This window comes from Geminocystis sp. NIES-3708 (assembly GCF_001548095.1).
GTDB lineage: Bacteria > Cyanobacteriota > Cyanobacteriia > Cyanobacteriales > Cyanobacteriaceae > Geminocystis.
The window spans coordinates 1,810,825-1,834,279 of sequence record NZ_AP014815.1; the positions used below are offsets into that span (position 1 = coordinate 1,810,825).

20 protein-coding genes are annotated in these 23,455 nt (G+C 32.2%); 5 read left to right on the forward strand and 15 right to left on the reverse strand.

Annotation, left to right across the window (positions count from 1 at the left end; all coding sequences use genetic code 11):
* Positions 1–3: 3 nt before the first annotated feature.
* The 9 genes from GM3708_RS07985 to hoxE form a co-directional block, all read right to left on the reverse strand.
* Entirely contained in the window at positions 4–504 is a 501-nt protein-coding gene (locus GM3708_RS07985; protein ID WP_066345438.1) for a PAS domain S-box protein, read from the reverse strand.
* 55 nt (positions 505–559) lie between these two features.
* Positions 560–814: a (2Fe-2S) ferredoxin domain-containing protein gene (locus GM3708_RS07990; protein ID WP_066345440.1), complete on the reverse strand. Its 255-nt coding sequence runs from the start codon at positions 812–814 to the stop codon at positions 560–562.
* A 137-nt stretch (positions 815–951) separates the two neighbouring features.
* Entirely contained in the window at positions 952–2,382 is a 1,431-nt protein-coding gene (locus GM3708_RS07995; RefSeq protein WP_066345442.1) for a Ni/Fe hydrogenase subunit alpha, read from the reverse strand.
* A gap of 698 nt (positions 2,383–3,080) precedes the next feature.
* A complete protein-coding gene (locus GM3708_RS19285) occupies positions 3,081–3,395 on the reverse strand; it encodes a hypothetical protein (RefSeq protein ID WP_231933127.1) in 315 nt (104 codons plus the stop codon).
* 191 nt (positions 3,396–3,586) lie between these two features.
* Positions 3,587–4,135 carry an oxidoreductase gene (locus GM3708_RS08005; protein ID WP_066345443.1) on the reverse strand — a complete coding sequence of 183 codons (549 nt, stop codon included), beginning with the start codon at positions 4,133–4,135 and terminating at the stop codon, positions 3,587–3,589.
* Positions 4,123–4,839, reverse strand: coding sequence for a bidirectional hydrogenase complex protein HoxU (hoxU, locus tag GM3708_RS08010; protein WP_066345445.1), 717 nt, complete (start codon positions 4,837–4,839; stop codon positions 4,123–4,125). The genes GM3708_RS08005 and hoxU overlap by 13 nt, the downstream gene beginning before the upstream one ends.
* 90 nt (positions 4,840–4,929) lie before the next feature.
* Complete coding sequence (locus GM3708_RS08015; protein ID WP_066345446.1) at positions 4,930–5,571, reverse strand: Uma2 family endonuclease; 642 nt, start codon at positions 5,569–5,571, stop codon at positions 4,930–4,932.
* Positions 5,572–5,588: 17 nt separating this feature from the next.
* Positions 5,589–7,181, reverse strand: a complete 1,593-nt coding sequence (locus GM3708_RS08020) for a NuoF family protein (protein ID WP_066345448.1) — start codon at positions 7,179–7,181, stop codon at positions 5,589–5,591.
* A 63-nt stretch (positions 7,182–7,244) separates the two neighbouring features.
* Positions 7,245–7,757, reverse strand: coding sequence for a bidirectional hydrogenase complex protein HoxE (hoxE, locus tag GM3708_RS08025; protein ID WP_066345449.1), 513 nt, complete (start codon positions 7,755–7,757; stop codon positions 7,245–7,247).
* Between the two features lie 230 nt (positions 7,758–7,987).
* On the opposite strand from hoxE, the gene GM3708_RS08030 reads away from it, so the two are divergent.
* Positions 7,988–8,215 (forward strand): HypC/HybG/HupF family hydrogenase formation chaperone, encoded by a 228-nt coding sequence (locus GM3708_RS08030; RefSeq protein WP_066345451.1) that lies wholly within the window; start codon positions 7,988–7,990, stop codon positions 8,213–8,215.
* A 180-nt stretch (positions 8,216–8,395) separates the two neighbouring features.
* Here the strand turns inward: GM3708_RS08030 and GM3708_RS08035 are convergent, their stop codons facing one another.
* From GM3708_RS08035 to glcD, 6 genes are all read right to left on the reverse strand, one after another.
* Positions 8,396–8,935: a nucleotide exchange factor GrpE gene (locus tag GM3708_RS08035; protein WP_066345452.1), complete on the reverse strand. Its 540-nt coding sequence runs from the start codon at positions 8,933–8,935 to the stop codon at positions 8,396–8,398.
* A 108-nt stretch (positions 8,936–9,043) separates the two neighbouring features.
* A complete protein-coding gene (locus GM3708_RS08040) occupies positions 9,044–9,406 on the reverse strand; it encodes a molecular chaperone DnaJ (RefSeq protein ID WP_066345453.1) in 363 nt (120 codons plus the stop codon).
* A gap of 15 nt (positions 9,407–9,421) precedes the next feature.
* Entirely contained in the window at positions 9,422–11,869 is a 2,448-nt protein-coding gene (locus GM3708_RS08045) for a lipopolysaccharide assembly protein LapB (protein ID WP_066345454.1), read from the reverse strand.
* Between the two features lie 25 nt (positions 11,870–11,894).
* Positions 11,895–12,410 (reverse strand): LysM peptidoglycan-binding domain-containing protein, encoded by a 516-nt coding sequence (locus GM3708_RS08050; protein ID WP_066345455.1) that lies wholly within the window; start codon positions 12,408–12,410, stop codon positions 11,895–11,897.
* Between the two features lie 204 nt (positions 12,411–12,614).
* Entirely contained in the window at positions 12,615–14,813 is a 2,199-nt protein-coding gene (locus GM3708_RS08055) for an Hsp70 family protein (protein ID WP_066345457.1), read from the reverse strand.
* A gap of 297 nt (positions 14,814–15,110) precedes the next feature.
* Positions 15,111–16,577, reverse strand: coding sequence for a glycolate oxidase subunit GlcD (glcD, locus tag GM3708_RS08060; RefSeq protein WP_144439297.1), 1,467 nt, complete (start codon positions 16,575–16,577; stop codon positions 15,111–15,113).
* Between the two features lie 57 nt (positions 16,578–16,634).
* On the opposite strand from glcD, the gene GM3708_RS08065 reads away from it, so the two are divergent.
* The 4 genes from GM3708_RS08065 to speA all read left to right on the forward strand — a co-directional run bounded on the left by GM3708_RS08065 (position 16,635) and on the right by speA (position 23,417).
* The gene (locus GM3708_RS08065) at positions 16,635–19,445 is read left to right on the forward strand and encodes a DNA methyltransferase (RefSeq protein ID WP_066345459.1); all 2,811 of its coding nucleotides are present in this window, start codon (positions 16,635–16,637) and stop codon (positions 19,443–19,445) included.
* A 287-nt stretch (positions 19,446–19,732) separates the two neighbouring features.
* Positions 19,733–20,119, forward strand: a complete 387-nt coding sequence (locus GM3708_RS08070; RefSeq protein ID WP_066345460.1) for a hypothetical protein — start codon at positions 19,733–19,735, stop codon at positions 20,117–20,119.
* Positions 20,120–20,190: 71 nt separating this feature from the next.
* Positions 20,191–21,312, forward strand: coding sequence for an iron-containing alcohol dehydrogenase family protein (locus GM3708_RS08075; RefSeq protein WP_066345462.1), 1,122 nt, complete (start codon positions 20,191–20,193; stop codon positions 21,310–21,312).
* Positions 21,313–21,479: 167 nt separating this feature from the next.
* Entirely contained in the window at positions 21,480–23,417 is a 1,938-nt protein-coding gene (gene speA / locus GM3708_RS08080; protein ID WP_066345463.1) for a biosynthetic arginine decarboxylase, read from the forward strand.
* Positions 23,418–23,455 lie beyond the last annotated feature (38 nt).

Here is a 23,455-nt window from a genome sequence, read left to right on the forward strand (position 1 = left end):
TAGTTATTTATTAAACAGGGCTAAAAGTTTAAATAAAGTTACCTTTGTTTCTGCGGTAGTTTCCCCTAATAAACCAGCAATCTCTTGAGCAACTTTCATCTGATTATGGACAACTTTATTAACTTTTTTGATCATTTCTTCCTGCATTTCTTTTAATTCTTTTTGTTTAATTATTTCTGTGGTTATATCCGTCATAATGCACAAAATAAAATTTTCTTCTTGAATAGGAAAAATAAATTCTTTGACAATAATATCATGTTTTAAATATTCTGTTTCCCTGTTTTTTATGACAAGATTTTTTTGCCATGCTTCTTTAATATGATCAATATTTCCTAATATATCAGTGGCTAACTTACCAATTATAGGCTCATTTTCGAGGCGAAATAGTTGACAAAAAGATGGATTTACCAGTTTAATTATTAAGTTATTATCGATAGCAATTAAACCATTAGGATCATATTCCCATAAAAGTTTATATAAATGATTTTGACTACTTTCTAACATAGCTAACTATATATTTTTTTGTTATTTTAAATAATAAGTAATATTTATTTTATTTTTATTTAATCATCGGCAATATTTCTCTAACAAACTTGTCTTCTAAATTCTGAGGACTAATATGAATAAAGTGTTTATCCCTAAATTTCATAACAATTCCACTGCTACAAGTTTCCAAACAAAATGAGCCTTTTAACTCAATTTTTTCATTCAAATTATGTTGATTCATTAATGATTGTAGATGAGGTAAAACTTCATAAACACCGAGTTGATGACACGCAGAACCCATACATAAATATAAGTTTTCTTTGACCATAATTGTACCTCTTATTAACCGTTCGTAGTTAAGGCTTTAGCCTTTTTTCGTCACAGATTTTTAAGTCGTAAAGGGATTACGATAAACTGATATTTTAAAGCCCTAAAAGACACACTATAAACGGAGCTATTTGTCAATTAATTTTTGTATTTTTCTGTGATAATTTTGCCTTTACTATCAACTAATTCAATATGTAATGGCATTTGTCCGATCGCATGAGTCGAACAGCTCAAACAGGGATCAAATGCTCTAATTCCTGCTTCTACACGGTTTAACATGGCTTCTGGTATGTCTTCGCCGTGAATGTAGTGTTTGGCTATCTGGGTGACGGTTTTATTCATGGCAAGGTTATTTTGCCCTGTGGCGATAATGAGGTTTACCTTTTTAATTAAGCCGTTGTCATCCACATTGTAATGATGAAAAAGTGTGCCTCTAGGCGCTTCACTTACACCAATGCCTTCTAAGTAATTGATTCCTGCTTCTGCCCTTACTCTGGTTGACAAAATGTCGGGATCGTGTATTAAGTTTTCAATAGCTTCTAAACAAGCGACAATCTCAATTAAACGAGCATAATGGTAAAAGAAAGATGACGTAGCTACACGACTACCTGCCCGATGACGAAATTCTTGTAATTCCCGATCAGCTTGGGGTGTGCCAATACGGTCGCACAAATTTAATCTTGCCAAAGGACCTACTCTATAGATACCATCAGGATATCCTAAAGGTTTATAGTAAGGGAATTTGAGATAAGACCAATTTTCCACCGCCTCCCCTAAAAAGTCTTGATAGTTGTCTTCACTCAAACCGTCAGCGATAATGTTACCTTGACTGTTGATGAAACGTAAATGTCCGCCGTAATGTTCCCAAGTGCCATCGGGAGCGACTAACCCCATAAATAAAGATTCAAATTTACCAAATACGTCAATTTCTGTCTTTAATTCGCTATCTAAGAGCTTTTTAAACAGATTTAATGCTAATTCAGTAGTTTGTTTCGCTTCAGGTAAATTATCTTCAATCCACTGACGATTTTCTGTACTTAAGGGCGATCGCACTCCACCGGGTACAGCCCATGCGGCATGAATTTTTCTTGCTCCGAGTATTTCAATTATATTTTGACCAAAAGCACGTAAACGGATACCAGCACGAGCTAAATCTGGATCAGCAGCCATTAAGCCGAAAACATTACGGGTAGAAGGATTAGACTCCCAACCCAAGAGAAAATCAGGGCTACTGAGGTGGAAAAAGGAAAGGGCATGAGACTGAGTTATTTGGGCTAAATTCATCATACGGCGCAATTTTTCCCCAGTGGGTGGAATTTTCACCCCTAAAATTTTATCCCCAGTTTTAGCGGAAGCGAGGAGATGACTAACAGGGCAAATACCACAAATTCGAGCAGTAATTCCCGCCATTTCAAACATAGGACGACCTTCACAAAATTTTTCAAAACCCCGAAATTCTACTACGTGAAAACGAGCATCATTTACTTCACCATTATCATCTAAATAAATAGAGATTTTAGCGTGTCCTTCAATGCGAGTCACGGGATCAATAATAACTGTTTTAGTCATAATTTTTTACCTATTTTATACTTAAATATTAAATGTTTTCTACTATTTTTAAAATGTTCCTTATTTTATTTTCTAAGGAAGGATTTTTTTAATTAAACGTTTAAAAGCTCTTTTAAAACTTGTATCAGCTACTAAAATCATTCTTTTTCATCGTCTTCTAATAAATAGTTCATTATTTCGTCTGAATTTCTTACTTTTACCTTACCGAGCTCTAAATTTTTGAGAGTTTTGTCTCCATTGCTTAAGATTTCTGAACGTCTTTTTTCAATAGGTCTTTTGCGTATTCGTTCGAATAAATATTCTTGGTCATCTCATAGATAAAGTTTCGATCAAATCAATAATATCTTGAAAATAAGTAGTGGTCATAAAATCCTCCTATAAATAATCATTTTTAATGAGTTTTCTAAAAGCTTTTACTGTTTTGTTTATAACTTATATTTGACATTTACTTAGGTATTTTGAAATTATTTTTTTTAGAAAAATATTAGAAAAAAGACTAAATTATTTTTCTATATATTGATTATTTTCGAGAATATTAGTATGTAAATTATGATTTTCAAAATGCTATAATTCAGGTATTTCTAAAGCTAAAAAAATATGGGGATAGGTACAAAATATTAAGTCAATTTCTAACGCTAAATCTGAAGGAGAATCGTGGTTAAATCTAGTAGTTTTTTGTATCTAATTTTAACTTTATTTTAGATATAGAAATAGTTATTAGGTTCGAGTCTTTTTTGTAAAATTTCGCTTTTAAAAGTGGTTGAATCTAAAGGACAAAATTCTATAGCTAATTCCTCCAACATAATCTCGATTAAGGTAGAAATATAAATTTTATCTATTTTATGTTCTGGTAAAGGACTCATAATTTCTAACATATGATTATAATAAGCTATTTTAATGTTACCATGCTCTCCTGACTCTGCTAAAATATCCTCAAATTGTTGCCAACTAACATCATTTATAACCAGAGTTTGTCTTTTTAAAAGGTTAATTTTTTCTAAGGCTAAAAGCATTATTTATTCCTTCTTATTAACTAACTATAGCATTCCTAACTCATTGGTAAAATTAGATCCTTTCTACTGCTTAATAAAGGGAATTAGTCCTCTTTTCTTTCATAAATCAGCTCAAACTGAAGTTACTTCTTAGCTTAAACCATCATCAAGAAAACCTGAAAAAACTTTGCGTCTTTGCGAGAGGAAACAAATCAACCAAATTTGATCATTTCTCGCCCTTCCATAACGGGTTTTTCGCCTTTTAACAGAGGTGCGATGGCATTTTTAATGCGTTGGGCGGAAGGGGGGCAACCGGGTAAAAATAAATCCACGTCCACGATATGATGAATAGGCTGGACTTTTTCGAGCAATTCTGGTACGATGCGAGCGTCTTTGGGTATTTTTCCCGAATCGTCACTTAATTCTAAATAGCAACGTTTTAGAACAGGATCAGTACCATTTAACATATTGCGCATGGCTGGTACATTGGCGGTAACGGCACAATCCCCGAAGGAGATGAGAAACTTGGTTTTTTTGCGTACTTCTAAAAGTAACTCTAGGTTTTCTTCGTTGGCGATCGCACCCTCCACTAAGCAAACGTCAACATTATCAGGATAGTGCTTGATGTCACTGGCAACGGGGCTATATACCACGTCCACTGCCTCGGCTATATCAAATAAAAATTCGTCTAAGTCTAAGAATGACATATGACAGCCTGAGCATCCTGCTAACCATACTGTAGCAAATTTTATTTTGTCCATTGGTGTTTCTCCCTTGCGTTACTTAAAAATTCAACTTTACTGCGATCTTTGACCATTTCGGCGGTAGTGCTACCTTTACGGAAAATGCTACCTGTAGGACAAGCATCGACACATTTACCACAGGATGTACAAGCGTCAACCTCACCCCAAGGCTGATTTAAGCCACTAACGATTTTAGCGGCAGCACCCCGAAAGGCGACATTCCACACGTGAGCGGTTTCGATTTCTGCACAAACTCTCACGCATCTAGTACATAGAATACAACGATTATGATCAATGCCAAATTGGGGATGAGACAAATCAACTTCTCTTTCAGGGAAACGATAGTTAAACCTAGTATGATCCATACCTACTTCGATCGCTACATCTTGCAATTCACAGTTATTGTTAGCGACACATATAGCACAAACATGATTACCTTCCGCAAAGAGTAATTCAACAATCATTTTGCGATATTCTTGTAAGGTTTCGGTTTGAGTAGAAACTTCCATCCCTTCTTGCACTTCTGTTATACAACTAGGTACAAGGTTTGGATTACCTTTAATTTCTACCAAGCATAAGCGACAAGCACCTACATCGGAAACCCCTTCTAGGTGGCAAAGGGTAGGAATCCTGACTCCTGCTTCTTGAGCGGCTTTAAGTATTGATGTACCAGATTCTACAGCTACGTCAACACCATCAATTTTTAATGTATGTACAGACATGATTGATAGTTAAATATTTAATAGTTAATAGTAAAAGAACTGCCTATATTTTCCCAATTTTATTCAATAGAAATTTGAGATATTGGCTCTTTATTGATTAAATTTTTCTAATAACCAAGCAACTACTTTACTATGATTAGTTTGACGAGTCATTTTTAGAGCTTCCTCTAATATGGATAATTTTAGATTAGATAAAACTTGAGATTCTCTGATTCTATAACTGCCTTCATTTTCCATTTTAAAAGCAATTATTTCTCCTTTTTTAACATTAACAATCCAATACTCTTTTATGCCTAATTGTTCATATAATAAACGTTTTTCTCCTTGATCATCTGCCAAGGAAGTATTCGCTATTTCTACGACTAAAGTGGGTGGAAGAAAAACATCTAATTCAATAATATTTGTACCATAGGGAATAGCGTCAACATTTTCGCCAATATAATAAGATAAATCAGGCTGTGCTTCTTGATAACCTATTTTTCGATAACTACAGTTATCTTTAGCATTCAAATTAATGCCTTTTAAAGCTACATAAAGATTAATAGCACTATTGATGATTGAGTGATCACTAGCATGATCATTCCCTAATGGAGACACTTCGATTCTTAATTTTCCTTTATAGTAATAAAACTTTCCTTTTTCATAATCAAGATTTTTCGTGAGTTGGATAAATTCATCCCAAGAAGCATCTATCCATGTGTCAGAAATTATCTTTGTTTGTAATAGAGTCATCTCAATTTTCTCCTTTACTAAGATTTTAATAATTGTAAATATTCATCTTTAAAATAATGTAAAGTACTTAATACTGGATTAGGTGCTGTTTGCCCTAAACCGCATAAACTGGTAGCTTTTACCATATGGGAAAGATGCTCTAATTTACTTAAATCTGCTTCTGTCGCTTCCTCGTTGAGAATTTTAGTTAACATTTGATACAATTGCACTGTACCAGTTCGACAAGGGATACATTTTCCGCAAGTTTCCCCCCGGCAAAATTCCATATAAAATCGAGCAAGAGCTACCATATTAGTCTCTTCATCTATGACTATCATGCCTCCTGATCCCATAATAGTACCCAATTCTTTGAGAGATTCGTAATCTACAGGGGTATTAAAGTATTTTGTAGGAATACAACCCCCAGAAGGACCACCTGTTTGTACGGCTTTGATTTCATTATTTCCAGGCACTCCCCCTCCCATTTCTTCTACAATTTGGCGAATAGTTGTCCCCATCGGTACTTCAATTAAGCCTGTGTTGTTAACGTTACCCGTAAGAGCAAATACTTTTGTACCTTTACTTTTTTCTGTACCAATATTGCTATACCACACCCCTCCTTCTCGAATAATTGGCACGATATTCGCATAGGTTTCCACGTTGTTAATTAAAGTGGGGCATCCCCATAAGCCAGACTGGGCTGGATAAGGAGGGCGAGGGCGAGGATTACCTCTTTCCCCTTCAATGGAAGCAATTAAGGCTGTTTCTTCTCCACAGACAAACGCCCCCGCACCTACCCTAATTTCAATCTTAAAATCGAAAAGACTGTTAAATATTTGTGTGCCTATCAAATCTTGCCTTTTCGCCTGTTGAATGGCTTTTTGTAATCGTGCTATCGCTAAAGGATATTCCGCTCTCACGTAGATATAGCCATGATTTGCTCCTACAGCATAACCTGCGATCGCCATTCCTTCAATAATACGATGAGGATCACTTTCAAGAACACTACGATCCATAAAAGCTCCTGGATCTCCTTCATCTGCATTACAAACAATGTACTTTTGTTCATTAGGCATTTTAGCGACAGTCGCCCATTTTAAGCCTGTGGGATAACCACCGCCTCCTCTTCCTCGTAAACCACTAACAATAACTTCTTTAACTACTTCTTGGGGTGTCATTTCATGCAAGGCACGATATAACTGTTGATAGCCTCCCAATGCAATATAGTCATCGATGCTTTCAGGGTTAATTTTTCCGCTATTTTCTAAGACAATGGGCATTTGTAGGGCAAAGAAGGGATGATTATAATCACCCATTGGTGCGGTGGCTTCTTCTTCTCCTTTCAAGGCTTTAACAATAGAAGGAGCATCTTCAGGACGCACATTTTCATACAATAAATTACGAGGGGCAATCTCCACTAACGGACCTCTACCACAAAATTTCATACAACCTACAGGGCAAACTTCTACTTCATCCTGTAGCCCTTGAGCTTCAATAGCAATTTTCAACTCATCAACGATAGATTCTGAACCAGAAGATTTACAACTAGCCGCTCCACAGCATAAAATACGGATAGACTTACGACTAGCGATAGTTTCTTCAGCAATAAACTGTAATCTATTTAAATCCATAAAATTCTCCTCTAGTAATATTTCCCGTCAGGCTTTAGTAACTGGCTTTTAATTTCTGATACTTCATTGATTCTCTAGCCATTCTTTGATTTGTGCTAAAACTGATTCTGGTGTTTGTTTTCCACATACCTTACCATCAAAAACTGCTGCCGGTGCTAAACCACAAGCTCCTATACAACGAGCAGTCATTAATGATACTTTACCGTCAGCAGAAGTTTCTCCTTGATGTAAATTTGTCTCTTGTTCTAATTTATCTAGTAATTGCGATGAACCTTTAACATAACAAGCTGTACCAAGACAAACTACACAGTTATGTACTCCTGAAGGCTTGAGGGAAAAAAGATGATAAAAAGTGGCGACACCAAAAACTTGACTTAAAGGTAATTTGAGTTCATGGGCAATGTAGATTAAAACATCTTCTTCTAAATAACCAAAAGAAGATTGTGCTTTATGCAAAATTTCAATGAGAGCATCTTGACGATGTTGATTACGTTTAATCGTTATATCTAACACTTTTAGACGTTTATCAACAGTATTCGCTTTTTCTGATGGAGACTTTAATACTGTGTTAGGCATTTTTATTTTATTTATCTCCCTTATTTGATCGGAAAATAAACCTAATAGTTAATATTGTTTATAATAATTTTTAATTTTAGAACAATTATTTGAGAGAAAATCATAAATTTAACATATAATTATAATTATTTACGTTAATTTACATTATTTGTTTTTGTAACTTTGATAACACGAAATTATCATAAAAAAACTAATTATTTATTTATTAATCGTCTATTATTCTCAAGATTATGTGTTTAGCAATACCCGGAAAAATTATCACCATTGAAGGAGCAAATATCCTCGAAAAAAAGGGAAAAGTTAGTTTTGGTGGTATCTTAAAAGAAGTTAGTTTTGCTTATACTCCTGAAGCAAAAATTGGTAATTATGTAATAGTTCATGTAGGTTTTGCTTTAAGTATAATTGATGAAATAGAAGCTCAAAAAACCTTAACGGATTTAGCTGAAATTATGTCCTAAGTTAAAGCATATATAACTAAGTTTAGCCTGATTCATTTTTTGATGGGAGGTAGAAAATGCGAAATAAAAAATAGTAATAAAAATGGACTCAAACTTATTGGAAACTAATTATTATCACTATACTAATTAAATATTTTTTCAACCATGTTAGATATAAGTTAAATGGATTTTAGATTATAACTAATTATTAGATTTAGCAGTAATAACTTCTACGTAACGCAGGATTTTTTCCTTCATTTTAAACCCTTGACGGACAATTTTTGTGATAGTCTGATCTGGTATATCATCTCTAATTTCTCGATCAACTACCTGACACACGCTAAAATCAGGAATATTCCCATTAAAATCGATTTTTTCTACTTCCCTACGAGATAAAATAGTCAGTAATTTTTCCTGCACACTAGCGGTAAATTTTGGCAATCTTTTAAAGGCTTTAGGATTAAAATTATCATCCTGTAAATTAGTATCTAAGTAGTTAATCAAAAATTCTAAACTATCATAAATATCTAACATTTCTTCATATAATGCTTCTGCTTTTGCTTCATTTTCTTGTTGCTGAATTTTAACAGTTTGCTGTAATTTAGTTTTCTCTTTTAATAACTTTTCATTTTCTTTTAATAAATCATCTCTTTGTTGTTTAGTAATAATTAAATTATCATTATTTGCTTTATTTTGATTATTGGAAAATATTTTTAAAATTTGTTCAAATAAGTTTTTCATGATTCACCTGTTATATAAATTTATAAGAATATTTCTCGCAAAGGAGCAAAGACACAAAGCAAGAAAATAGCAAGAGGTTTTTTATGATTCAATTAATTTTTTTATTTTTTAAGAGAATAATTTTAAACCTAATTGTTTATCGAATTCGGTAATAGTGTCACTTTCAGTATAGGCTTGATCTAAACCATCAAATTCTGTCAAAAGTTGGATGGTAGGAATAGGCTCATTTAATGCCGATAAATCCTGTTTTTTAAACCTCTGAATTAAGGGTAAATTAGGGCGTAAATAATCATCAATTAACCGTTGTTGATTATCCATCAAACTTTTTCTAGCTTCAGCGATTTGCTTAGGATTATATTTCTTTTTCTTCATCGCCATAGCAAAGGCTTTAGTTATTTCGGCGATAGATGCAGCAGGAGAAACTTCTAACACATCATAAGGATTTGGGATAATATTTTTTTGATTAGACATAATTAAACCTCTTAATTAAATAATTCTTAATAGTTGATAAATTTCTCTAAAACTCTGCTCATGAGGACAAATTTCATAAGCCCATCGTCCCAATTGTTGTAATGCTTCCCATTCTAATTCTTTAGCTTTTGCTCCTTCTAAAGCAATTTCAATACACATATTTGCCACTATATATTTTATCTCTTTATTAGATGAATATTTAGCTTTTTTAACCGCATCTTCAAATCTATTTTGTTTTAATAGTTTATCAATTTCTTCAGCTTCTAGGCTATATTCTAATCTACTTAATAAATCTAAAACTAAAGGGTTATTTTTATCAATTTTTTGTACTTTTTTTAGTTGACTAATTGCTTGAGAAAAAGAGATTTTTTCATTAGCTACTTTATCGGAAATTTCTCTGGCTTTATACTCAGCTAAATAACTAGCAGAGGCGGGAGATTTTAATAAATCATACCAAAATTGAGCAAATTCTAAATGTTCATTAAAATTCTCTAATTTTTGTCTTTGTTTTTCACATAAGTTATTGATTTGTGTTACCAACTCACGATTATTTTTAATATAATTTTGGGAAATTTGTAAACAAGATTTGGCTTTTTTCCATGAATCATGTTTTAAATAGTAACAACCCTGATAATAATTTATAAAACTATTTGCTAATTTTTCTACATCAGTAGAAGGTGATAAATTAGGCTGAATTTTTATTCCTCTTTCTACATCATTTTTAAGACAAGCGGCAACAGTTAAACCCCAATCAGTAAATAATGTGCTTAATTGATTTACTGTTAATTTTATATTTTTTAACTCTTTTTTATACTGTTGATAAAATGCTGGAGTTATAAATAATTCTTTAATTTTTACTCCAGAATTAGGAGGATTGCCTATTAACTCTATAGCCAACATTTCTCTGCGGAAAATATCTCTAAATTGATAATATTTTTCAAGATTACTATCTTTATATTTATCAATAGTATTCTCAACTATTTTGATTAATTCTTCTTCAATTTTTTGATAATCAATTTGATGACTACCTAACCAAGGTAAATTTTGTAAAATTGGATTTTCTTTAATATTTAACAAAGCAGTTGCCCATGTTGCTATCCACCTTTCTGTATAACTAGCATCTATTTGCACTTGATAATAAAGAGCGATCGCCATATTATGTAAAATAGTTATATTGGGAGTCTTTTTAAACTGTTTTTCTAGTTGATTAATAATATTAACAAAGTCATTAGATTGCCATAATTGATGTTCTAAAGCTGGTTGAATATGCTTAGATAAGTTATACTCAATATTTTCGTCATAACCATATTTTTCTGTTAAATTTTCATAACAATTTTTCGCTTCTTTATATTTTTCTTTACTAACTAAATTTTCGATATGTTGAATAATTTGTAAGCGATTTCTTTGTATTAAAATTTTGATAGATTCTTTTTGTTTATTTACCAAAGGATGATTAATTTGCTTCCATTCTTGTTTGACTTTTTCCCAATCATTTTTCTGTAAATAACAAAATCCTCGTAAATAATTAGCTTTTTCTTCCGTCAATTTTTCTAAGTAAGATAACGCAGAAGAATAGTTATTTTGTTTAATATCAATCAAAGCTAAACGATAACTAGCAGATTCTAAAGTTGGTAAATGAGACAATGCCAATTGATATTGTTTTTTGGCAATGGTAAAATTACCAATTTTTTCAGCTAATAATCCTTGTCTATACTCGATTTTTGCGTTAATAACTGTCTTTAATTTAGCGTTTAATACTTCTCCATCTTGACGGCTAAATTTATCTAAATTTAATTGCAATTGACTTTGTGCTAATACAAAATCACCTTGTTGGGCAAGATTTTTTATTTGTTTAAGATTATTTTCATATTGAGTTTGAAGTTTTGCTAAATATTCATATTCTTTAATTTCTGTAGCTAAACTAATAACTTTAAAAATTTTTTCTGCCTGTAAAAAATAAGATAAACCTTCCCGAAAAAAGCCATTTTTTCCTTGATTTTTAGCATCATTATAGAGAGATTGAAATTTATTTCTACTGTTAATTTTATCTTTTAAAACTTGTTCAATAACAGCATATTCAGTTTCATATAAAATAGCGTTACATTTAGTAAATAAATTTAAGGCTTGAGTAAGAATTTGACTATCAAAAGGATCATTTTTATCTAATGCAAGAATTTTTTTTCCTTCACTAGCTGAATTTTCAGCTCTTTGTAGTTGCATTTTCCATGTATTAAGCTGAGTATTGACATTATATAATAAATCTTTGACAGAAAAATCTCTGACTAATTGTTCACGCCAAGAGGGATTTTCGTTCCATAAAGATTTAATTTCTTCCCCTAATTTTATGGCTTCCTTTAGTTTTTTTAACTGTGCTAAATCTTTGGCTTCACTAAATTTTCTTTCACTAATTTCTTCATTATTAAAAACAGCTAATGTTTTATCGACAAAATCAAATAATCCCATATCTTTAACCTCTTTATTAACTAATTTATTGTACTTTTTGGCAGAATTCGGCTAAATTGGGAATTAAAATTATTTGCCCAACTTCTAAATTTTGCGGTGAATTGATACTTGGATTCGCTTCAGTTATTAAATGCCATGGGTTACCATCACCATAAAAACGTAAACTTAACATATATAAAGAATCCCCTGATTTTATTTGATACTTAAAACCACCACACCAATTTAATTTTGGTTTTGATTCTTCGACATTTTTCACCTGATTTACTTGCTCATTAAGCTCTTTTTTCATAGCTTCTAAACTCGCATTATAATTATTTTTAGCTATTAAATAACTACTAAAACTAGCAATAATTATTCCTAAAATTAATAAAATAATGAACAAATAAATTATTAAACTATTCTTCTTAGAATCTAGTTTATTTTCAAGTAAAGGTAATTCTTTTAACATCCGAATTGTTGATAAATCTGTCTCACAATTAGGACAAATATTCGTTTCAATTTCTTGGCGATCGCACACAGGGCAAGTCAATTTTTGATTCATAAAAATACATTAATTTTGGACATCAAATAATTTTATACCAAGGGCTTTAACCCCTCATTTTTGAAAAGAGGAAAAACCCTAAAATAAAAGGTTTACTAAGAGCTAAGACACATCTAAGTTGCATATTATTTTGTTATAAATAAACAAATCTCCCCTGTCTCCTAGTCTCACTTTTATTAGTAAATGTAAATGCGTTTTAGCTTACTAACGGGTTAAACCAGTGGCAATTTTACCTGTAGGCAAATCTTGATCTAAATACTCTCGTATTTCTTCGATTAATTCTGGTAAAATTCTGTCAGCAGTTGTACCATCACCTTTTTGAATAGCATCTAGCACATTAAAGAATTTATTTTCTAAAACCTTACCGTGGGCAGGTGCAATACGATTAGCACGAATTACTCCTAAACGCACTAATAGTAAAATATGTATTAGGTTAGGCAGGTTATCAAATTCTCGGCTTCCATCCTCTGCTAATTTTTGCATCGCTGAAATATTATTCGTATCGATGGCATTATTCATTTGTGTTAACAAATTATTTAAGCGACTAATTTGATCGTCGTGCATAATATTAGAAGCAAACTTAAGGGCAAAATCAAAATCTCGTATATACATTAGTATCGGATCTCGTTCACTACAAGCAAAAGCCTGTAACTCTTTGAGTTTATCTTGGGCGACTTGAAGGCGATCGCCCTGTAACACTCCGTGAAGATAAATTTGATTAGATGCCCTAACAATTTCTCCTGCTAATTCATTGGCATTTTGTACCCCATATTCGGTTAAATTACCCTCTTCATTGAGTTGTCGAATTAATCCCTCTACCTGAGAAGCGATTTTTTCATCCTGATTACCACGAGAAAAAGAGCCACTTACACGAATAGCGTGATTATTTTTCAGACTCGCCGTCATGGTTAGTGCAGAATTCTCTTCATCTAATTCCACCATCACATCAACTTCTGTGCCTTTAAGATAAGGTTTATCTAAGGCTAACCACATATCCCCAATACGTTCGTCATTTTTTCGTAAATCGATGCCTTGTCTCACATCATCAGGGCTAAAAAACTTGAAATGTATCAATTCTTGCCCATCCCCAGAGGTTTTAAAAGTATGGCTTTTTTGGACGGGTAACACATCCCCTTGTTTAATTAACGGAAAACGAGGATCATCATCTAATTGAATACAATAATCACGGGATACAGTACCAACAATTTCCGTAATGCCCGAAGAAACAATACCTGCACCTTCGGCAACAGCAAACATAGGGCGAGGATGCACTACTACTTTATCTTTCCCAAAAGCTTTAATAACTTCTTGTTGCACTAAAGGAATTTGACTCGAACCACCCACTAATAAGATAACATCGATCATATCTTCAGGATAGTCAGAATATTTAATAGCATCTCGACAAATTTCGATAGAGCGTTTAATCAAAGGTAATATCATGGCTTCAAATTCTGCCCGTGTGATAGTCACATCAATGGGAATCGCCATGCCAAAATCGTCAAGTAAGGGTGTTGAAGGGGCAACTTTGGCTTCGGTTTTACTGCTTAACTCAATTTTTGCCCTTTCTGTAGCAATTTTCAAATCCCCGTTAAATCTGACTTTTTGAAAATGGGGCATTTTGTTAATTAAACTATCAAGGCTATCTAAACCTTCTTCTTTGGCAACTCTTTGCTTCACTAAATTCATCAATTTTTCATCAATATCATCTCCTCCTAACCATAAATCTCCTGCTTTTCCCGACTCAATAAACTGATTACCTGAAGCGGTAATTAAAGACGAATCAAAAGTACCACCACCAAAGTCATATACCAATATAGTTTTAACATCATCGCTGTCAGCCTTAAAACCGTAGGAAATAGCCGCCGCCGTAGGTTCAGGTAATAAAATTGGTTTTCCTAATCCTGCTTTTATAGATGCGTTTTCTGTGGCATAGCGTTGTTTATCGTTAAAATAGGCTGGAATAGTAATCACTGCTTTAGTAATTTTTCCAGATTGCCCTTGATTTTCTTGATACTTTTGGGCATTTTTGACAACTTGTTTGAGAATTTCAGCACTTATATCTTCAGGTTGATATTCTTTACCCCCAAGCCATACCGACAGACTGTTTTCTGTGCCTTCACTAGATTGGGTGATTTTATAACCAAAGTGTTTGAGTTGTTGTTGCACTACTTCATCACCGAAACCACGCCCCATTAAACGTTTGATAGAAATGATAACGTTTTCTGGATCTTGTTTTAACTGATTATAGGCTTCTTTACCTATTATTAAATTATTACCTGATAATCCCACTACTGATTTAACTAACGCCCCATCTTTAGCATCACTTACTACTTGAGTTTCTGCAAACTTAAAAGCGGCGACAGAATTAGTTGTGCCTAAGTCAATTCCAACAATATTTCCCATAATCTTTGTGCTTGAATCTTATTCTCTACTTATATATCAGTCAAGAATTTTAAATTTATGCACTTTTTCGGAAAATTTTTTCTTCTCACTCAGCAGTCAGCAGTTAGCAATTTAACCTTTTTTAAGTTAACTGATAGGCAAAAAACGAATAAAAAATAAATAAGTATTTATGAAAAATTAATTGTATGGAGGCAATGGTTTTAACTCATGGTTGCCATAGCTTTGAGAAAAATAAAATGTACAATTAATTTTACTCACTCACCTATAGCTTAATTGTTAATTGTTAACTACTTAGTTTTAAAATGCTTGGATGCCTTTATAATCTACTTTGTTGGCATTTGCCGCTTCTCCACAAGTGCGAGGAGTCGGAAAAATTTTATCAGGATTAGCCAAGCCTTTAGGGTTAAAACTGTTTCTGACATATTGCATGGTTTCTAAATCAGTTTCCGTAAACATATCACTCATATAACATTTTTTATCACTACCAATACCATGCTCCCCTGAAATACTACCTCCTACTCTCACACATAACTTAAGAATTTCTCCTCCTAATTCTTCTACTTTTTCAAAAGAGCCTTCAATAGCATTATTATATAAAATTAAAGGATGTAAGTTACCATCCCCAGCATGAAAAACATTAGCAATACGATAACCATATTGCTCACCCAAAGCATTTATTTCTCCCAAAACTTGAGATAATTTGGATCGAGGTACAACTCCATCTTGTACAAAATAATTAGGGCTAATTTTGCCCATTGCCGCAAAAGCCGCTTTTCTTCCTTTCCAAAGTTTTAACCGAGTAGGTGCATCACTAGCGGAAGTTACATTTCTTGCACCACAAGAGCGACAAATAGCATCTACTTTTTTCTTGTTAGTATCAACCTCTACCTGTAAACCGTCCAATTCTACCAATAAAATGGCTTGGGCATCACGAGGATAACAGTCAGTTGCGACAATATCTTCTACTGCATTGATACTAAAATTATCCATCATTTCCATTCCCGCAGGAATAATACCAGCACGAATAATTTCGGCTACGGCACTTCCTGCTTCTTCAATACTGTTAAAATCTGCCAAAACAACACAGATAGCATCAGGAGTTTTGAGAATTTTTAAGGTAATCTCTGTTGCAATACCTAGAGTACCTTCTGAGCCTACAAATAAGCCTGTTAAGTCAAATCCGGGCATTTCTGGTACTTTTCCGCCAATTTTCAAAATTTCTCCTTCTGCGGTGACAATGGTTAAACCTAAAACATGATTAGTAGTTGTACCATATTTTAAACAGTGTACACCTCCAGAATTTTCGGCTACATTACCACCAATAGAGCATATTATCTGACTAGAAGGATCAGGGGCATAATAAAAACCAGCACCACTAACGGCTTGTGTTACCCAATTATTAATAATACCGGGTTGCACCACAATTCTTTGATTCTCATAATCAACATCCAAAATTTGACGCATTCTAGCGGTAACAATTAAAAGACTATCTTTTAAAGGTAACGCACCACCTGATAAACCTGTACCAGCACCTCTAGCAATCCATGGAATTTCATATTTATTGCAAATATTAACTATTTTGGCAACTTCTTCGGTGGTTTTGGGTAATGTTACTAAAGCTGGAGTTTGACGATATTCTGTTAATCCATCACATTCGTAGGTTAAAAGTTCGTCTTTGCGTTTAACCACAGCATTTTTACCTAAAATTGCCTCTAATTCTTTGATTATAGGTTGCCATTTGTTAGCGATACTGGTTGAAAACATGGTGAATAAATAATTAATAATTAATAATTAACTATCGTAATCCTAAATTTTCCATTTATGCAGACACCTTTGAGTTGGAATGAAATAAAAAGTAGGGCGATCGCCTTTAGTATAGAATGGGAAAATGAAACCTCAGAATCAGCAGAAGCAAAATCATTTTGGGATAGTTTTTTCAATGTTTTTGGAGTATCAAGAAGAAGAGTTGCTACCTTTGAAAAAGCAGTCAAAAAATTAGATAATAAACAGGGTTTTATTGATTTACTTTGGAAAGGAGTTATTTTAGTTGAGCATAAATCTAAAGGAAAAAATTTAGATAAAGCCTATCAACAAGCTATTGATTATTTTTATGGATTAAAAGAACATGAATTGCCTAAATATATCTTAGTTTCTGATTTTCAAAAGTTCAGATTATACAATTTAGATAATGATCAAACTCACGAATTTGAGCTAAAAGAATTTGTTAATCATGTCCACTTATTTGACTTTATTGCAGGATATGAAAAAAGAGTATATCAAGATGGTGATCCTGTCAATATTAAAGCTGCTCAATTGATGGGAGAATTACATGACAGGCTTAAAGAAATTGGTTATAGTGGTCATGAATTAGAAGTTTATTTAGTGCGGTTATTATTTTGTTTATTTGCTGATGATACAGGTATTTTTAATAAAGGAATTTTTCAAGAACATTTAGATTTACATACTAAAGAAGACGGCAGTGATTTAGCAATGCACCTCGCTTCTATTTTTCATATCTTAAATCAATCAGAGGATAAAAGACTTAAAAATTTAGACGAAAATTTAGCTCAATTTCCTTATATTAATGGCAAGTTATTTGAAGAATCTTTACCTCTTGCTTCCTTTGATAGTCAAATGCGAGAAATGTTATTAAAAGCCAGTAGTTTAGATTGGGGTAAAATCTCCCCTGCGATATTTGGCTCAATGTTTCAAGCAGTGATGAATCCTATTCAAAGACGTAATTTGGGAGCTCATTACACCTCAGAAAAAAATATCCAAAAAGTCATTAAACCTTTGTTTTTAGATGATTTATATATAGAGTTTGAGAAGCTAAAAAATAACCAAAATAAACTCAAAGAATTTCACCATAAAATCGCGTCATTAAAGTTTCTTGATCCAGCTTGTGGTTGTGGTAATTTTTTAATTATTACTTATAGAGAGTTACGAGAATTAGAAATTTTAGTCTTAAAACAGTTAAATAAACAAGGACAATTAGAGTTAGATATTCGCACTATTATTAAAGTCGATGTAGATCAATTTTTTGGCATTGAATATGATGAGTTTGCAGTAAGAATTGCCGAGGTTGCCATGTGGTTAATTGATCATCAAATGAATATTAAAGTGAGTAATGAATTTGGTCAATATTTTGTGCGTTTACCTCTGAAAAAGTCGGCTTTTATTTTTCATGGTAATGCTTTGCAAGTTGATTGGAGGGAGGTTTTTTTCTCGCAAAGGCACAAAGACGCAAAGGAATTGACTAAGTTTTCTGAAAGTGATAATTTTTCTTGTAATTTTATTTTAGGTAATCCTCCTTTTGTGGGGAAAAGTTATCAAAATGTACAGCAAAAAATTGATATGAGTTTAGTTTTTAATGGAGTAAAAAATGCTGGTGTTTTAGATTATGTTTGTGCATGGTATCTTAAAGCATCTCAGTTTATTCAAAATACTAAGATTCGTTGTGCTTTTGTGAGTACTAATTCTATTTCTCAAGGTGAACAAGTTGGTATTTTATGGCAAGAATTATACACTAAATATAACATCAAAATTCACTTTGCTCATCGTACTTTTTCTTGGAATAATGAAGCTAAAGGTAACGCCGCAGTCCATTGTGTTATTATTGGTTTTGGCTTAGAAAATATCAACAATAAAAGGCTTTTTTCCTATGAAAATATTAAGGGTGAAGCAACGGAAATTAAAGTAAAAAATATAAATCCCTATTTAGTAGAAGGTAATGATTTAATTGTTTCAAGTCGTAGAAAACCTATTTCCAATGTGCCTGAAATTAATTTTGGTAATATGCCAAATGATGGAGGAAATTTTTTATTTACTGAAACAGAAAAAGAAGAATTTTTAAAAAATGAACCATTAGCAGAAAAATGGATTAAACCTTATACAGGTGCACAAGAATTTATCAATGGATATACTCGCTATTGTTTATGGCTAGTTGACATTCAACCTAATGAATTAAAAAAATTAAAACATATTAATAAAAGAGTAGAAAATGTCAAAAATTTAAGACTAGAAAGTAAACGAGAAGCAACCAAAAATTTAGCTAGTTTTCCTACACTTTTTGCAGAAAATAGACAACCTGAAACCGATTATCTTTTATTACCCCGTGTATCTTCTGAAAGAAGAAAATATATTCCTATTGGCTTTATGCTAAAAAATATTATTGCTAATGATCAAGTTTTATTAATTCCTAATGCAGATTTATTTTTATTCGGAATCTTAACCTCACAAATGCACATGACATGGGTTAAATACGTCTGTGGAAGACTAAAAAGTGATTATCGTTATTCAAGTTCTATTGTTTATAATAACTATCCTTTTCCTGAAAATGTGACGGAAAAACAACGGAAAAAAGTGGCTAATTTAGCTCAAAAAATTCTTGATATTCGAGCAAAATATCCTGATAGTAGTTTAGCTGATTTATATAATCCTTTGACCATGCCTCCCGACTTATTAAAAGCCCATAATAATCTTGACAAAGCAGTAGATTTATGCTATCGATCACAACTTTTCACTAATGAATTAAACCGCATCGAATTTCTTTTTAATTTATATGAAAATTTAAACACTCCTTTACTAAAAATTGAGAAGAAAAAACGAAATAATAAAAAGAATAACTCATAATTTATTAAATCATCGTTAATGCTTCTCAAATTTTTCTTAGCTATACATTCTTCATTATCCATTGAGATATAACATTCCTAAATTAGTTATGGGATATTTAAAAATAGTAGAAAATGTTAAACCGAGATTTTAACAAGGGGATAACAATGGGCTTAAGCCTATTGCCTTGCCTCCAAATTTTTGATATTGACTTTGGCACGAATCATTTAGGATTGCTATAGCTATATTCTTTCTAATAAAATAAGTTAACATTATTTAACAAAGGGATTATGATTGATTAGAAATTTATGCAGTTAACCAGTCAAGAAATTAATGATTATCGAGATCAATTAGCGGAATGTGAATCTGCTATGATGGCTTTAGATATAATTGAAGATGCTGAAGGAGATTTAGAAGACGGTGCAACTTCTATCGCTTTGGCTATTGGGCAAACCCCTGATAGGGTAGATTGGTTAGAAGGTTGGGCAAAACGTTGTCGGGTAGCTATTTGTCAAGAAAATTTACGCTCTGATTTAGAAGATAATTACATTGAAACTGCTGTTAATTATTTATTAGAGAAAAAAATTTGTCCTCCTCTATTGATTATTCCTGTGATTATTTATGTCATTAAACAAGGAATTAATCAATTTTGTGAACCACTTTCTTATCAATTAGGGGTTAAAAATGAGAAATAAAAATATTAGTTTGGTAACTGATCATTATTCTATTTTTGATTAGATTGTTTTATTATTTATTGTTATAGAAAATGAAGAAATCTCAACAAATTCAACCTATTGTAAAAGTTAATGATATTTTTAGTTTACAAGTCGCTCCCGCTAATATTATTAAAGGGGAAAATTGTTTAATAAAAAGTGGCAAATTTATCTCTCATTTTGGTAAAAACCCTTTAATTGTTGGTGGGGAAAAAACCTTAAAATTAATAGAAAATTATCTTGATCCTATCAGTGAAGAATTTAATTTAAATCTCTCTTATCAAAATTATAGTCCAGATTGCTCAGAAAGTTCTTTAAAACTACTGGAAAAAGCTGTAAAATCTCATCAAGCTAATGTTATTATTGGTGTTGGCGGTGGTAAAGCCTTAGATACGGCAAAATTATTAGCTTATAACTGTAACTTACCCGTTATCACTATTCCCACTTCTGGGGCAACTTGTGCCGCATGGACTGCATTGAGTAATATATATTCTGAATCTGGTGCTTTTCAATACGATGTCAGTCTCAAAAATTGCCCTAATTTACTAATCCTTGACTATAATTTAATTGCTACCGCCCCTGTTAACACATTAATAGCAGGTATTGGTGATGCGATCGCAAAATGGTATGAAGCCTCCATCAGTAGCGGTGAATCTAGTGCAACTTTAACTATTGCCGCCGTACAACAAGCGAGAGTCTTGAGAGACATTCTACTACAAAAATCAGAAAGTGCGTTAAAAAATCCCCTCCGTGAAGAATGGAAAGAAGTAGTTGACGCAACAGTATTATTAGCAGGAGTTAGCGGTGGTTTGGGAGGGGCAAATTGTCGTACTGTGGCAGCTCATGCCATACATAATGCTTTAACTCATCTTCCTGAAGCGCATCATCAGTTACACGGTGCAAAAGTAGCCTATGGTATTTTAGTACAATTACGATTAGAAGAAATGATCGTCAATAATCAATTAGCAACCACCGCAAGACAACAATTAATCAAGTTTTACCGTAATATTGGCTTACCTTGCACTTTAGAAGATTTAGGTTTAACTAACATTACTTTAGCTCAATTGCGTCACTGTGCCGAACTTACCTGTCAATCTTCATCGGATATTCATCGTTTACCTTTTACTGTAACTTCTGAGGAATTAAATGCGGCGATGGTTTCTACTACGGTATAAAAATTAATAATTTATAATTAGGAAACTAAAAATAATTTAAAATATCTTCTAATTTTTGATGCTTTATCTTATTTATTTCCTTTCTTTTTCTAGTAATTATAGATATAATATTTAGATAAAACTTTATTATATTTATACATCTAGTAATTCTTAATTTGTCTTAAACTATGAGTGATTCTTGGACTATTAATGATAGTAATAAACTTTATCAAATACAAGGATGGGGTGAACCTTATTTTGCGATTAATGAACAAGGAAATATAACTGTTTCTCCTCATGGAAATAACTATAAAATAGATTTATTAGAATTAGTAGAAAATCTAAAAAAAAGAGATATTCATTTACCTTTATTAATTCGTTTTTCTGATGTTTTAGATGATCGCTTGAAACGGTTACATGAGTGTATGAATGAAGCGATCACTCGTTATAATTATGATAATGTTTATAGAGGAGTATTTCCCATTAAATGTAATCAACATAAACAGTTAGTGGAAGCATTAGTAGAATACGGTAAACCTTATAGTTTTGGATTAGAAGTAGGCTCAAAGCCAGAGTTGATGATTGCTTTAGCAACTTTAGATATTGATAAAACAGGGGATACTTTATTAATTTGTAATGGTTATAAAGATGAAGATTATCTGGAAACTGCTCTTTTGGCTCAACAATTAGGTCACAATTTAATTATAGTAATTGAACAAATTAGTGAATTATTTATTATTCTTAAATTGAGTGAAAAATTACAGTTAAATCCTCAATTAGGTGTCAGGGCAAAATTACAATCTAAAGGCTCAGGGCATTGGGGTAATTCTACCGGAGAAAAAGCAAAATTTGGTTTGACTATCCCTGAAATTATTACTGTAGTAAATAAGTTAAAATCACAGAATAAATTAAATTGCTTACAGTTGTTACATTTTCATATTGGTTCACAAATTTCCTCTATTGCTGTTATTAAAGATGCTATCAGAGAAGCCAGTCAAATTTATATTGAATTATCAAAAATGGGTGCTGGAATGAAATATTTAGATGTCGGCGGAGGTTTAGCTGTTGATTATGATGGTTCAAAAACTAATTTTTATGCTTCAAAAAACTATAATATGCAAAACTATGCTAACGATATTGTCGCCGCCGTAAAAGAAGCTTGTGATGAACATAATATCCTTTCCCCTATCCTAGTTAGTGAAAGTGGCAGAGCCATCGCTTCTCATCAATCTGTGTTAATTTTTAATGTGGTAAGTAGTAATAATCCGCCTTTAGAAGTGCCTGAAAAAAGTGTCGAAAAAGAACATTTAATTATTCGTAATTTGTGGGAAACCTATGAAATTATTGATGAAGAAAATTATCAAGAAATGTATCATGATGCCGTGCAATTTAAAGAAGAAGCCATCAGCTTATTCAATTTTGGTTATCTTAGTTTAGTAGAAAGAGCAAAAGCTGAACAATTATATTGGGGATGTTGTCATAAAATTTATCAAATTACTAAAAATGAAACTTATGTTAGTGATGATTTGAATGACTTAAATGATTTAATGATTGCTACTTATTACATTAATTTATCAGTATTTCAGTCTGCACCTGATGCTTGGGCAATTGATCAATTATTTCCAATTTTACCTATTCACAGATTACATGAAAAACCAACAGTTAAAGCTATTTTAGCAGATTTAACCTGCGATAGTGACGGTAAGATTGATAAGTTTATCGATTTATTAGACGTTAAAAATGCCTTAGAATTACATCCTTTAAAACCTCAAGAAGATAATAATATTGATAACCTAGAAAACACAGATTTTAAACCCTATTATTTAGGGATGTTTTTAGTGGGTGCTTATCAAGAAATTATGGGAAATTTACACAATCTCTTTGGGGATATAAATGTTGTTCATATCGAAAGCAAAGAAGATAACTATACCATTAAATATGTTGTCAAAGGAGACACTGTAACCGATGTTTTAAAATATGTTGAATATTCCGCTGAAGATTTAATAGAAAAACTTCGTTGTTTAACAGAAAATGCCGTACAAGAAAAACAAATTAATCTTGAAAAATCTCAATTATTAATTAAAAATTATGAAGAAAATTTACGCAGTTATACTTACTTGGGCTAATTTTTGGTGATAACTTTCAATTATCTAAGAACGTGTAA

What these genes read in the sequence shown, in the direction of transcription:
- hoxE (WP_066345449.1), bottom strand. Translation starts at nt 7,757, where the DNA reads ATGCCTAACACAGTATTAAAGTCTCCATCAGAAAAAGCGAATACTGTT.
- GM3708_RS08075 (WP_066345462.1), top strand. Translation starts at nt 20,191, where the DNA reads ATGAAGAAATCTCAACAAATTCAACCTATTGTAAAAGTTAATGATATT.
- GM3708_RS19285 (WP_231933127.1), bottom strand. Translation starts at nt 3,395, where the DNA reads ATGCTTTTAGCCTTAGAAAAAATTAACCTTTTAAAAAGACAAACTCTG.
- speA (WP_066345463.1), top strand. Translation starts at nt 21,480, where the DNA reads ATGAGTGATTCTTGGACTATTAATGATAGTAATAAACTTTATCAAATA.
- hoxU (WP_066345445.1), bottom strand. Translation starts at nt 4,839, where the DNA reads ATGTCTGTACATACATTAAAAATTGATGGTGTTGACGTAGCTGTAGAA.
- GM3708_RS08030 (WP_066345451.1), top strand. Translation starts at nt 7,988, where the DNA reads ATGTGTTTAGCAATACCCGGAAAAATTATCACCATTGAAGGAGCAAAT.
- GM3708_RS08050 (WP_066345455.1), bottom strand. Translation starts at nt 12,410, where the DNA reads ATGAATCAAAAATTGACTTGCCCTGTGTGCGATCGCCAAGAAATTGAA.
- GM3708_RS07985 (WP_066345438.1), bottom strand. Translation starts at nt 504, where the DNA reads ATGTTAGAAAGTAGTCAAAATCATTTATATAAACTTTTATGGGAATAT.
- GM3708_RS08020 (WP_066345448.1), bottom strand. Translation starts at nt 7,181, where the DNA reads ATGGATTTAAATAGATTACAGTTTATTGCTGAAGAAACTATCGCTAGT.
- GM3708_RS08055 (WP_066345457.1), bottom strand. Translation starts at nt 14,813, where the DNA reads ATGGGAAATATTGTTGGAATTGACTTAGGCACAACTAATTCTGTCGCC.
- GM3708_RS08015 (WP_066345446.1), bottom strand. Translation starts at nt 5,571, where the DNA reads ATGACTCTATTACAAACAAAGATAATTTCTGACACATGGATAGATGCT.
- GM3708_RS07995 (WP_066345442.1), bottom strand. Translation starts at nt 2,382, where the DNA reads ATGACTAAAACAGTTATTATTGATCCCGTGACTCGCATTGAAGGACAC.
- GM3708_RS08005 (WP_066345443.1), bottom strand. Translation starts at nt 4,135, where the DNA reads ATGGACAAAATAAAATTTGCTACAGTATGGTTAGCAGGATGCTCAGGC.
- GM3708_RS08045 (WP_066345454.1), bottom strand. Translation starts at nt 11,869, where the DNA reads ATGGGATTATTTGATTTTGTCGATAAAACATTAGCTGTTTTTAATAAT.
- GM3708_RS08035 (WP_066345452.1), bottom strand. Translation starts at nt 8,935, where the DNA reads ATGAAAAACTTATTTGAACAAATTTTAAAAATATTTTCCAATAATCAA.
- GM3708_RS08065 (WP_066345459.1), top strand. Translation starts at nt 16,635, where the DNA reads ATGCAGACACCTTTGAGTTGGAATGAAATAAAAAGTAGGGCGATCGCC.
- GM3708_RS08070 (WP_066345460.1), top strand. Translation starts at nt 19,733, where the DNA reads ATGCAGTTAACCAGTCAAGAAATTAATGATTATCGAGATCAATTAGCG.
- GM3708_RS07990 (WP_066345440.1), bottom strand. Translation starts at nt 814, where the DNA reads ATGGTCAAAGAAAACTTATATTTATGTATGGGTTCTGCGTGTCATCAA.
- GM3708_RS08040 (WP_066345453.1), bottom strand. Translation starts at nt 9,406, where the DNA reads ATGTCTAATCAAAAAAATATTATCCCAAATCCTTATGATGTGTTAGAA.
- glcD (WP_144439297.1), bottom strand. Translation starts at nt 16,577, where the DNA reads ATGTTTTCAACCAGTATCGCTAACAAATGGCAACCTATAATCAAAGAA.